The sequence below is a fragment of the Shewanella saliphila genome (assembly GCF_014648295.1).
GTDB lineage: Bacteria > Pseudomonadota > Gammaproteobacteria > Enterobacterales > Shewanellaceae > Shewanella > Shewanella saliphila.
Window position 1 is genome coordinate 70,504 of record NZ_BMQV01000012.1, and the last position, 12,594, is coordinate 83,097.

The 12,594-nt window shown below is 38.2% G+C and carries 9 protein-coding genes; all 9 read right to left on the bottom strand.

What is annotated here, in order from left to right; all coding sequences use genetic code 11:
• Complete coding sequence (locus IEY48_RS08030) at positions 1 to 996, bottom strand: hypothetical protein (protein WP_188919085.1); 996 nt, start codon at positions 994 to 996, stop codon at positions 1 to 3.
• Positions 989 to 2,173: a glycosyltransferase family 2 protein gene (locus IEY48_RS08035; protein WP_188919087.1), complete on the bottom strand. Its 1,185-nt coding sequence runs from the start codon at positions 2,171 to 2,173 to the stop codon at positions 989 to 991. The genes IEY48_RS08030 and IEY48_RS08035 overlap by 8 nt, the downstream gene beginning before the upstream one ends.
• On the bottom strand, positions 2,166 to 3,161 hold the full coding sequence (locus tag IEY48_RS08040; RefSeq protein WP_188919089.1) for a hypothetical protein: 996 nt from the start codon (positions 3,159 to 3,161) through the stop codon (positions 2,166 to 2,168). Before IEY48_RS08040 ends, IEY48_RS08035 begins: the two co-directional genes overlap by 8 nt.
• 6 nt (positions 3,162 to 3,167) lie before the next feature.
• The gene (locus tag IEY48_RS08045; RefSeq protein WP_188919091.1) at positions 3,168 to 5,186 is read right to left on the bottom strand and encodes a rhamnan synthesis F family protein; all 2,019 of its coding nucleotides are present in this window, start codon (positions 5,184 to 5,186) and stop codon (positions 3,168 to 3,170) included.
• Positions 5,186 to 6,253, bottom strand: a complete 1,068-nt coding sequence (locus tag IEY48_RS08050; RefSeq protein ID WP_229786366.1) for an HAD family hydrolase — start codon at positions 6,251 to 6,253, stop codon at positions 5,186 to 5,188. Before IEY48_RS08050 ends, IEY48_RS08045 begins: the two co-directional genes overlap by 1 nt.
• An 821-nt stretch (positions 6,254 to 7,074) precedes the next feature.
• Positions 7,075 to 8,241 (bottom strand): nucleotide sugar dehydrogenase, encoded by a 1,167-nt coding sequence (locus IEY48_RS08055; protein WP_188919093.1) that lies wholly within the window; start codon positions 8,239 to 8,241, stop codon positions 7,075 to 7,077.
• A gap of 62 nt (positions 8,242 to 8,303) precedes the next feature.
• Positions 8,304 to 8,930, bottom strand: coding sequence for a hypothetical protein (locus IEY48_RS08060; protein ID WP_188919095.1), 627 nt, complete (start codon positions 8,928 to 8,930; stop codon positions 8,304 to 8,306).
• Positions 8,931 to 8,967: 37 nt separating this feature from the next.
• Positions 8,968 to 11,601 (bottom strand): glycosyltransferase, encoded by a 2,634-nt coding sequence (locus IEY48_RS08065; protein WP_188919097.1) that lies wholly within the window; start codon positions 11,599 to 11,601, stop codon positions 8,968 to 8,970.
• A 60-nt stretch (positions 11,602 to 11,661) separates the two neighbouring features.
• Positions 11,662 to 12,552 carry a hypothetical protein gene (locus tag IEY48_RS08070; protein WP_188919099.1) on the bottom strand — a complete coding sequence of 297 codons (891 nt, stop codon included), beginning with the start codon at positions 12,550 to 12,552 and terminating at the stop codon, positions 11,662 to 11,664.
• Positions 12,553 to 12,594 lie beyond the last annotated feature (42 nt).

The window sequence follows — 12,594 nt, forward strand, 5'->3', positions numbered from 1 at the left end:
TTAACTCTTCACTAACTGGCTTTTATACTGGGCAATTTTCTTTAAAATCATTGGTCCTCGAGGTCGGTAAACTCGAGCCTTTTGCATTAACGACATCGCTAAACGAAGATCAACAGACTCCATCTTTAAAGCGCAATCACGGTAAAAATCAGCCGCCTCTTTGGCATTATCAAACAGTTTTGGCTGGTTAATCGCCTGCGCAAGATAATGACCATCAGCAACGATTTCCATAAAATCAACTGACTCAATGATATCACTAAGTGTTGGATATGCGTGCAATATTGCGTTAAATACATCAACATTACGGTCTTCAACATTGGTGGTTAAATACAATGCTGTTGCTTGCGTATTTTCGATTAATTTATATTTATCAGAATACTTGCGTGCAAGTAGCACCGTTTCAGTCCCCTTGAGCATCGCCATTGCTTTAAACCAAATATCATCAGCGTTTTGCGCAATTTGAGAAAATACATCAAACTTAACAACGTCAGTATGTAAACTATTAACTGGATAAAAAACTCCACCATATCCAATAGGCATAATACTGAATGTTGCCCATAACGTTGTTTCATTTTTTAATAATGGCCATTCGGCATAACTTGAAAAAGCCCCTTTGTCTCCCCGTTTAATCACTCGGCCACGGCTGGCAATTATCGCAGTAGGCTGCGCGTTATGAGCATCAACAAATGCTTGAACAGTACCAGCAGGAATAATAATGTCATCATCAAATGTGATGATATTGGCATCAGGAAAGTCAACTAAGGTTGGCACTAACTTTTTGTAACTCTTATAGTTAGGACAAAAGCGCACTTCGAACAATTCATCTTCTAATCCTGCCAGCTGCTCAGGTAGTTGCTGACGGGTGAGTTCAGTTTCATCTAGCCAAAGAATAATTTTATCAACTTGATAGGTTTGCTTTTTAAGCGATTCAATCACTAGATGAACCACATTAATGCGCTCAGCATAAGAGGTTAATGATATGATAATGTTACCCATTTTTACCCTCATGATTAAGCCTTGCTTTGTATTGTTTAATTTTTTTTATGATAATAGGCCCTCTAGGCCTTAGTGTATTCGCAACCTCCATTAAGCTTAGAGATTTCTCCATATCGACATTCTCTAACGCTATTGCACCGTCTCGCAGTGCATTAGTCACCTGACCAGATAGATAATTAGATACTGATAATAAGTAATCTGAATACACTAAATTAACATCTGACAAGCCAACATTTCTAAGTATTTTTTTTAATACATTAAAATCGTTAAACTCAGCATTTTTAATAAGCTCTAAGACATTTCTGTACCGTAACTCAATAAAACTATGTGCTTTTATCATATAGTCATCAGAGATAAAGTGATCAAAGAATTCTATTCGTTTTTGCTCATAGTCATCTACATTACCTTGCGGTAAGTGAATAGTTTTTTTCTCATATTCAAGATAGCAAAAACCATTTCTATTATCTTTAAAAGTTCCACCACCTTTAGGACGACCGCGCCCTAATAAGGATATATATTCTAATCGACTACGATACATCCGATGTATAACTAAATATGGTTTAATCTCCCCAATAGATTCAAGCTGTTGATTATCTTTTGAAAACTTAGCCTCAGTTCCATCAGCTAACACACTTAATACCCCATCAGCACTAACATTATGGATATCAAGATTATTAATATTAATGCTTAGGTTTGTAATGGATTTAACTAATCGATGATGCTCACCAACAATTACTGATTCAATTGCGGGCGAAAACGGTACATCTTCAATTTTATTTAACCATTCAAATGAAATAACATCTGATTTTATTAAACTTAAACAATGACTTACCGATGACACCATATCCATTGGAGTCCAGAACTCATCAATATCAAGAAACATGATATGAGAAAAATTTGATTTTTTTGCTAAAGAAAAAGCATGTTCATACACTTTTTTTTGCGGGGTTTTAGCATTACTAAGAAAAAAATCATTTCCATCTATGAAAGTAACACTGTCAATTTCTGAAAGTGCATTAGAAAGTTCATCCGTATTATCAGTAGTATTGTTAACGTAAATATCAATCGCATCAAAACCAAAATGTAAGTGATGAAAAATCCATTCAGGCAAATAAGCCGCTTCATCTTTGGCAATCGCAACTAATTTGACCTTAGGACTAATACTATTGCTAGTCATATTTAACCTTCTCATTTAACTGAGTGGCCAACTGATTAAGTAAAGCAAACGAATTTTGGTTTAGTAACCAATTATCTCTTACAATATTAACAATACTTTTATATGATTTTTTATCATAATTGATAAATCTATCGATGAATTTTTCGGTCATTATTTTTTCAACTCGCTTATCAATAAAATAATCACCAACAGGAAGTTCAATCATACTGTTTTTCATGATACCGGTTAAATTAGACATCATATCACTATCTAAATCTGAATAATTTTCCAAGTATGTTTCTCTAACAACATTCCCAACCAAATTATACTTTTCTGCCATCAGAGCATTTAAAACTCTTATAATTTCAGTATCATAAGGGCTCAACGAAACATTAGAGGACATTTTATTTTTCGAACCATCTAAATAACTTGGCTTGTATTCACACTCCACAATTGAAAAAAACAATTCTAATAAATTTTTATCTGCACATGATTTATCATAGTCAATTAAATGAACATGACTCTTTCCAAAAAGGTTAACAAAGCGGCTAACTTGGAGATCAGCAGATAACATATAGCTCTGCCCCGGCTTAGCTAAGTGTTCATGATAAAAATCAAAAAATGAAATCGACTGTCCGTGTTTAACAATTTCTTGCCAAATTGAATACATCTTCAAGCTTGATCGGCGCCAGCTATAAATAATATTAATATCGAAGTCTTCAAATGAATCTCTCAAATATTTAAAGTCATCAACAGAAAAAGAAATAAAATCCTCGCTAGATAATAAAACATTAGAATTTATATCTTTAAAAAAATCATGGTCAGACTGTGACAAGGCTCTATCTTTAATAAGATCACGAAAATGATGGTGCCCAAAGATTCGAATATAATTCTTTGGATATAACAAACCATTACCCAATATTTCCGATTGATTATCAAGAAAAACTTTTTGAATAAGTGTTGTCCCTGTCTTATGAGGACCAACATGTAAAAATAATTTGCGTTTCATAATAACTTACTCACCTAAAAACGGAAAACGGCCAAAATCACTGACCAACGGACCCCATTTTAGGATCTGTTTTTCATTTAAACTTAGCTCACCAACAAACGGATTTTGCCAACCCGCTGCATGCCACTTATCTAATGGATTAAGAATATGCATATTTTGCAAACCAAAATCACCTGGAATTTGTGCATCTGCCACAGCATTGTCACCCACATGGATAAACGTTTTGTCTGGGCTTAAGCCATCTTTGATATGCTGCCAAAGGCTGCCATTGTCTTTACGCTTACCGAGTTCACTCGACACAAGTAACTCATAACCTGCTGTTACACCCACTTTAGCCAACATCAAAGCGACTTGGTCTAAAGTGTAATAGGTGTCTGATGCTACCGTAATCTGTTTACCGCCGATGATGAGTTCATTAAACAAATCAACCATCTCATCTTTAGGTTCTATCATCTCTAAATCGTAAGCAAACTCATGTTCAGCATATTGCTTAGCTTGAGCGTCAGACCAATTTAATTGACTGGCCAATTGCTGGTAAATTTCAAAAATAGTCACGTCGCCGATAAAGTTTTTAGCTTGTCGTACTTCAAATTCAGCATTATTGCGCATTGTAACAAACTGATGAGCATCTTGTACCACGCCTTGCGCCACTAATGCTTTACCCAGTAATAATTTGGCGTAGTCTGGTACAAAGCAACGACGACGAACCAGTGTATCAAATACATCAAAACTCACATGGTCAAAGCCACCTAACTGGTTGCGTAAACCTTCTTGGCTGTTAACGTATTGCGTTAAAATGTAACTGTCATCGTGAGTAAATTGGCCTGTAGTAGGATAATAAAACAGTTGTTGATAACCATTTTTCTCCGCCAATAACCCTAGCATACGCTCTAGAGCATGCAGTTCTGAACCGTCATTAGGTAAAGGCTCTGCTGGGAAGTCATCATACTGATAGGTTTTATCTAAAAGTTGCTTTAATGCGTCAGGTCTTGCCCAAAACATACCACCAGCAGGGTAAGCTAAAAAGTCGTTACTTAATTCAATATCCCACTCTTGCGCCATCTTTTTAGCGTGATGCTTGTTTTTAAGCCAATGGTTAACCCAATTAGGCATCATCCAAAATGAGGTTGGGTAGTACATGCCGGTATTGGGGTTATCGCTAAAATGATTAAGCATTTGTTTAATCACATGCTGATCATTCAATAAATATTCGCCCAAATAGTCAGCCCATTGCGTTTGAGCTCGGCCCGAATACAAGGACTTTTTAGAATGCATATGACAAAATAAGTCATACGCTTGTAAATCTTGAGCAAACTCAACCAACATCGGGCCAAAATTACGCCCGTGGTTAGGGACTACCTTCACTGAGACATTATTAACCTTTGCGCATTCGGTAAATTGCGCTTGCGCTTTAGCAACTAAATCTTCACTACTGACGCTAACGAACACATCCACCGATTGCGGAAACTTAGCTAAAGCATTGCAATAGTAATCAATAAACTCACCATAAAAAACATGAAAACACATGGCTATTTTATGAGTGGTTGCTTCGCCATCAGCTGTGGTTGCAATGGCTTTAGGGTGCCATTTAGGCGTTGCAGGTGGCGACATTCGCCCTTCTGCTTTGCCGTGGTTTAAATAATGGACTAAAGCTTGTTCACCTTGTAAATAAATGTCGGTATTACATTTATAATAAAGCTCAGTATCAAATGCGGGGCTTGGGTTGACGCACGAAAAAGCCCCTTTTAATAAGTAATCTTCAAATGCCTCTTGCTCACAACTAAACACTCGACATTGATTAGCGCTATACCAAGCATAGTCAAATAAACCTTGAGCTTTAGCTAGGTTAAGTAAGTGTTGCACTTCATCTTGAGTGTAACCTTTATCGTCATTGTTAAGTTTAGCGTAAGCACGAGCGCTCAAGCGCCTATCAATGCCCTTGGCCACCCTAAAGAGAAATGGCTGCTGTTTAACAAAATTAAAGACTGCAGGCATTTTCGTTTTAATAAACTGTTTATTAATCATTATGCTAAACCAAAAAATTGAAGGGCATTTACCGTACCGTTACCAGTAACATCGTCATCGATATCAAAGATGTGTCTCACCGCATGAGGAACCATATTGGCCTTACCTAAATAGCTTGCCAACATCGTTTCTAACTCATCAGTCGTAAAACTAATATCGTGCTTAGCAGCATGCTGACAAAAAGACAGAGCGCCATTCATCACTTGCTCAAGCTCATGAAAGTAGCGTTGTGAAGCCACTTTACGGCCGTAATAAAAATCAAAATGAGACGAATCAAAAGTATTAAAACGTATACCCCTAAATTGACCAAAAGGTGCGGTAAGCAAAGACTCTAAAAACATTGAGCGATCAAGTGGTAGGTAGCCGTCACCAATTTTGACGTTTTCTTTCAAATATCCCTGCATGGTCGCATTGTGATTTTCAATAACGTGCTCACCAGGGTTAGAAGAAATTAAATAATGGCCATGGGTATCTTTATCAAGCAATATCCCCAGCAAAGACTGAATCGTGCCAGAATAACCTAAATCGACTAAGTGCAACTTATCTTGCTCAGTCACACCAATGCTTTTAAGGTAGCTAATATAGGCTTGTTTACTCGGAGAGATAATATCTTCAATACGGGTTGCGTGCTCTTCAAGTATGGCAACAATCTTCTTTTTATCTTCAGGTAAATACACTAACTCTTGAGTCAGTTCTTCATCAAAAATGTGTTTAATTTGTGCGTCTGACAATAAAAAACGAGTACGAATCAAATCGTAAAAGGCACCACTAAAGCTACTTTTGAGTGAATAGGCGTAACTACGACTGTCGTTACACATAATTTTAAATAAGAAAGCACGCGACACTAACAAGTAATGACTTTCTCTTTGTATATTTGCGCCGCTAAGATGATGTTGAAAGGCTTGTTCTAACCAATAGCCTTCACGTGCCAAAAAGTACAATGGGGCTTTATCAGGCACATTGTTAGTTAAGCTTTGTGAAAAAAAGCTCAACAACGGGCCCATAAAGGTCGTACCAAAAGACGTAAATCGTGCTTCATGCACTCTTGATTCTGTCACATTTGCCATTATTAACTAACACCATGATGTTTATGATAAAAAAATATACTCACCAGGACACAACAACTATCTTAAAGACAATGGCTTCAAATCCTTGAAAATGAGTCAGTAGTGTATGTTGCAGGCACGATGAAGTAAACATGAACATGTATTACTGCGAATATAATCGCCCACTCCTGCTGCTTTTACGTACAATGTGACGTTTTTTAAAGCCAGTAGGTACCAAAGAGCTGGATCCCCGATAAAAGCACTCGAGGATGACGGCTTTTTGCAGCGCAGCGACCTTGCAGCGCAGCGACCTTGAAGCAAAGCTAGAGCTGGATCCCCGATAAAACCACTCGAGGATGACGGCTTTTTAAAGCGAAGCGACCTTGAAGCGTAGCGACCTTGAAGCGTAGCGACCTTGAAGCAAAGCTAGAGCTGGATCCCCGATAAAATCACTCGAGGATGACAGCTTTTTGAAGCGAAGCGACCTTGCAGCGTAGCAACCTTGAAGCGCAATGACCTTGAAGCAAAGCTAGAGCTGGATCCCCGATAAAACCACTCGAGGATGACGGCTTTTTGAAGCGCAGCGACCTTGCAGCGCAGCGACCTTGCAGCGCAGCGACCTTGCAGCGCAGCGACCTTGCAGCGAAGCTAGAGCTGGATCCCCGATAAAAGCACTCGAGGATGACGGCTTTTTTAAGCGTAGCGACCTTGAAGCGAAGCGACCTTGAAGCAAAACTAGAGCTGGATCCCCGATAAAAGCACTCGAGGATGACGGCTTTTTTAAGCGTAGCGACCATGAAGCGCAGCGACCTTGAAGCGTAGCGCCTTGCAGCGAAGCGACCTTAATCACTACCAAACAAGTCGCGGGTGTACACTTTGTCGGTTACATCTGCGATTAAGTCATCAATACGGTTAGCAACAATGACATCTGCAATTTGTTTAAATTCATTAAGGTCATTAACCACTTTCGAGTGGAAAAACTCAGGTTCAGTCATGACCGGCTCATAAATCACAACTTCGATGCCTTTTGCTTTTATGCGCTTCATAATGCCTTGAATAGCAGAAGCTCTAAAATTATCTGAACCGGTTTTCATCACTAAACGGTAAATTCCCACAACGCTTGGGTTACGCTTTAAAATAGAGTCTGCAACAAAATCCTTACGGGTACGGTTCGCATCTACAATTGCGCCAATAATGCTGTTAGGTACATCGGCATAATTTGCACGTAACTGCTTAGTGTCCTTAGGTAAGCAATAGCCACCGTAACCAAATGATGGGTTATTATAATGGCCACCAATACGAGGGTCTAAGCTTACGCCTTCGATAATTTGTTTAGTATCCAAACCATGACTTTCTGCATAGCTGTCTAACTCATTAAAGTAGGCAACACGCATGGCTAGATAAGTATTAGAAAACAGCTTAACGGCTTCCGCTTCTGTTGAGTCGGTAAATAGCACTTCGATGTTTTCTTTTTTTGCACCTTGCACTAATAAACTCGCAAATTGTTTTGCCCGCTCAGAGCGTTCACCCACAATAATGCGCGACGGATACAAGTTATCGTGTAATGCTTTGCCCTCACGCAAAAATTCTGGTGAAAAAATAATATTATCAGTGCTAAATTTTTCACGTACACTTTTAGTATAACCCACTGGCACGGTAGATTTTATCACCATAACCGCGTTAGGGTTTATCGCTAACACATCAGCTATCACCGCTTCTACAGAGCTAGTATTAAAGTAGTTGTTGACCGAATCATAATCTGTGGGTGTTGCAATAATAACAAAGTCGGCATTTTGGTAGGCTAAATTTTTATCTAAAGTTGCAGTGAAGTCTAATACTTCATTTTGCAAATAATGTTCAATTTCATTATCAACAATAGGTGACACTTTATTGTTTAATAAATCGACTTTCTCTTGCATAATATCAAGTGCAATCACTTTATTATGTTGAGCGAGTAAAACTGCATTAGATAATCCTACATAACCTGTACCAGCAATTGTAACGTTCATAAAAACCTTCATAATCCTTTAATAAAAAATCAATTGCCATGCAATTGTATGAAATAAAAAATCTAAGATAACTTTTTACGGTACTCGAAAAGCTTATCTTTAATAAATGGCCCTTCAGGCCTGGCTTTGTGAGCTATTTCCATTAGCCTTAAAGCTTGTTCGAGATTACTACTTTCAAGCATCACGGCTTGATCGCGAATATAATCAACATCTAGCTGGCACTCAACATCTTCAAACGTAACAGTTGCTAAATTTAATCTTACTGGTGGTTTCATGCGCAGGTAACGGTAGCCGCGATGAACTAAATCATCAATGTTAGGTTGCTCTATTGACTTAATGGCTTCTACAAACTCTTGCTGATAGGGAGCTTGAGCGGTGATTTTGATTTGCTCTGAATTTATTGCGTTTAAAAGCCTACTTTTACGTTGCGAGGCCATTACAGCACCTAGGGATGCCTCAACGTTAATATCTATATCTGCATTTTTATCGATAATTAAAGGCGTAAAACCCTTGGTGTCGATAGTAACAAACCATTTTTTGTTTAAATCAGTAACAGAAATACTAATTATTTTCCCTTTACTTTGGTTGAGCGGTTTAGCCACAAGTAAATTCAGCGCTTTACAAATAGCTCTATGCTGCAGTTTATTAGGTATAATTTTTACCGCTGCGGTTAAAATTTTTGTATTCATAAGTGTGCTTTAATCTCTTTTACTCTTACATTAGTCTTTAACAAGTTGTCATATTTAAGTAGTTAAATACTTTACGCATTTTATCTTGAGCCTGACTAAAAGAATATTTTTCATTGGCAAGAGTGCGTTGATTTCTTGATAACCTTTCCCATAAAATATTGTCAGTGTTTAAACAAGTAATATACTCAGCCCATTGTTGCGGTGTCTCTGCAATTAAGGTACTGATATTATGCGACAACCCAGTACTTTCGGCAGCAACAGGCGATAACACGCTGGGTAAACCATAGGCTGCTGATTCAAGCACTTTACCTTTAATACCGGCACCAGATAGCAGTGGTGCAATAAATACGCGGTGACGTTGAAACACATCGTCAAGATTTTCAATATAACCAACCAGTTTAATTTGTGGGTGCTGGTATTGCTTAAAGGAATCAGGCATATGGCTACCGTAAAAATAAACAGTCACACTTGGATTCTGCTTAAGAAGTTCAGGAAAAATAGATTCCATAAAAAACTCAACCGCTTCAACATTGGGTTGGTGTTTATATCCGCCCAAAAAAGCAACACCTTCACGTAACTCAAATGGCTTCGGTTCAGGCTTATCCGTTAATACCCACGGACATTTAAAGATATTAGATTGTTTAAGCACATGGGAGGTCATAACCGCATGCTCTGCGTCATTATAAGACAGCACTGCATCGGCTTTGTTAATGACATCTAATTCTAATTGCTTCGTTCTTAAGGCATTCGTCAGTGCCGCTTCACTCTCTATCTTAGCTTGCTCGGTCCCTTTAGCGGCAATAGCAAGTGCAGAGCGAATTTCACGTAAAAAATGCAAATCAGCATTATTAAATATAATTGGCAAATTGGGCGCGGTTTCTTTTAAGAAATCGATATAATGTATCGCGACATTATATCGTGTGATGTAAATAGCGCTTAACTCAGGCAAACGTTGGCATAAAGCATCACCTACCGAAGGGTAATAAGGCGCATAACAAACCTCAACTCCCATATTTTGTAATTGGGTAGTGTACTTAGCTGAATGTACAAAATGCATTGGTAAAAAGATAACCTTATAACCCAATGACTGGATGAGCGTTATCTCTTGTATCGCCGCATAAGATCCAGCATCTTTATCTGGTGATGGGGTATATGCATCTAACATTAAGATAGTACCAAGCAATGGCTTTCCCGTTGCCACAGATAATAAAGAGCTTTCAATTGAAGCGTTAAACTCTAGTGTGGTATCCCGCAATAACGTTTCAGTATTAACGGTTAAGTTATGACGGTGTGAAAAACACTGGCTATTACCAAATACAACTCCCATCTGTTGCTTAGACAACGACGATTGTAAAAAAATTATCGATTGAATTAAGTGATTTTGCTCAACGGGAAAGCTTAAGGGTTTAATGTCACTAGCACGATAAACACTGGGGCCAACTAGCGCGTAATCAACATGCTTAGTAACGCAATTTCTGCTGTGAAGAGCAAGACCTTCTATATTATCGTTTGTAGAGTTAAAACCAGCATCGATAATTTGCCCAACACTATCGATAACTTTACTGGCAACAAACCCTATATGTTGTTGTGCTAATGGTTCAACTAAAAAATCTACTAAAGCAAACCCAAACTCTACATATTGTGGGCAAAGTATAATGAACTCGCCACGCGCCATCCTTAAAAGGTCAGATGAGCTTGTAGCTGAATTGAGATGACTACTGCTATCAACACGGATTAGATTGTTAACACTAGCTATCTCAGGATTGTCATCCAAACATAACACTTCATAATTTGCTGCTGGCATGCTCATCACGATAGATGACAGCATTGTCAAAGCCTCATCTTGGCTTAATCCACTCGGTAAAATCACAGAATAAACCGGCTTATCGACAATCGGTAAATCAATTGTGTTGTTAGAGATAGCGTGGTTAGCTGATGAAGTTAAATTGGCATAAGCTTTTGTATAAAGCTCAACATTAGCGGTAGTGTTATATTTGAGTTGATTGGATAGCAAAGATAATCTGTTTTGCTCAAGCAGACAATTGCTATTATTGATAGGGTCTACTACTAAATGACTCGCGGAGATCAAAGGGGCTAACTGGACATAGTCGGACCATACAAAGCAGGCGGCATGATCAGAAGCTAACTTATAATAGCCATTAAAAGGCCTAACAAATTGTGGTGGCAAGGTAATAGTAAAGTTATTTACACCAACAATACTTGGTACCATTTTTTTGGTAATGGCAACATTATCAATATACAAGGTAAAGTGATGCTGTAGCTCATCGGCACTATTTAATGTGAAATTAAATTGGTGTGATTTAGCACCAACAAAATCAACTTCAAGTGATTTGTTAGCAACAACAAAAGAAGCGCCAACAATAGCATCACCATGCTCATCAACTAAGGTTATCTCTTTGTTGGTAACAACATCAAATGGAAGGTCGAAAAAAATTTCAAAACCGCAATAACCTTCGCCAAAACCAGCTTCAGCTAAATCTTGACGAAATATATTAGCGCAGCCTTTAGTGACAACGTTACCATTAACAACGACATAAAAATCTACAGGTTTATTTGGTGATTGTGGGTTAAATACCCAACCTAATAATTTGCCCGCAGCTAATATATCAATATAACCTTTGGTTTTATCTTGTTGAACTTCAGTTGTCACTAATGCACCACCACAAATTGTATAAACATATCAACGAGAATAACGACTGAACTGATTAGGTTACTTTAGGTGTTTAACCATAACCGTTTCGATAACGTTCAATCGAGCAGAAATTTCTGCGATATTGTTAATTGCAACTTGTGCGACGGTATTAAGAGTCGTCTCTTCATTTGCAGGAGTGGCATCTTCAATTTGTTGATTAATGCGCTGCGTTTCTTTAGCCAGAATAGATTGAAAATCGTCTAGTTGGTCTGCAAACTGAGCTAAAAATTTGGCTTTTTCAATATCATTGGCAGCCACTTTTATTTCAAATGGTGCAATAGGTGTCAGTAAGCCATCGACATAGACCTGGCAAGAAACAACATCAGATGGAAAAGCAGCCAAGTTTAACCCAAGTTTAAACCCATACTGTCCATCACCAATCTCTGCTTGCTGCAGATCTTCACGAAAATCGGCCGCTAAGCCCGCCGAAATCACCACATCATTGTGTTTAACTTCGATATTAACTCTATGAGTATCTTTAGTTAAATGTTTTGCCCAACCAATAATAACGCCATTATCAATGGCATCTACGTGGCAGGTATAATCCTCAGCTTTGGGTGCCGTTAACACTAAAGCAAAAGGTGTAGCGTTGGCCTTGTGGCCATCAATAAAAATATCTACAGCATTAATATCGTCAGTTAATACCGATGCATCGGGCACGATATTAAAAGCCGCGTCACCAAACCCTGCAGCCTGCAAGTCTTCACGCGGAAATGTCGCATCACTTTGCCAAAGTAGCGTTGAGCCAGAAAACACTTCAACTTTTGGTTTTGCCGCGCCTGCCACTTTATTAACAGCCCACCCCGTAATCAGCTCTGGAGACACAATATCTATATGATATTGATAATCTTCAATCGATGCTGTTGGATTAATTTGTTGTTTCAATTTTTTCTCTAATTTTTTAAGCATTGTTTGTAAACTCTTTGTTTAAAGACTCTTGTTTATAGAATC

Excerpts from the sequence above, each read along its gene's own strand:
- IEY48_RS08030 (WP_188919085.1), bottom strand. The coding sequence starts at position 996 with ATGGGTAACATTATCATATCATTAACCTCTTATGCTGAGCGCATTAAT.
- IEY48_RS08035 (WP_188919087.1), bottom strand. The coding sequence starts at position 2,173 with ATGACTAGCAATAGTATTAGTCCTAAGGTCAAATTAGTTGCGATTGCC.
- IEY48_RS08040 (WP_188919089.1), bottom strand. The coding sequence starts at position 3,161 with ATGAAACGCAAATTATTTTTACATGTTGGTCCTCATAAGACAGGGACA.
- IEY48_RS08045 (WP_188919091.1), bottom strand. The coding sequence starts at position 5,186 with ATGATTAATAAACAGTTTATTAAAACGAAAATGCCTGCAGTCTTTAAT.
- IEY48_RS08050 (WP_229786366.1), bottom strand. The coding sequence starts at position 6,253 with ATGGCAAATGTGACAGAATCAAGAGTGCATGAAGCACGATTTACGTCT.
- IEY48_RS08055 (WP_188919093.1), bottom strand. The coding sequence starts at position 8,241 with ATGAACGTTACAATTGCTGGTACAGGTTATGTAGGATTATCTAATGCA.
- IEY48_RS08060 (WP_188919095.1), bottom strand. The coding sequence starts at position 8,930 with ATGAATACAAAAATTTTAACCGCAGCGGTAAAAATTATACCTAATAAA.
- IEY48_RS08070 (WP_188919099.1), bottom strand. The coding sequence starts at position 12,552 with ATGCTTAAAAAATTAGAGAAAAAATTGAAACAACAAATTAATCCAACA.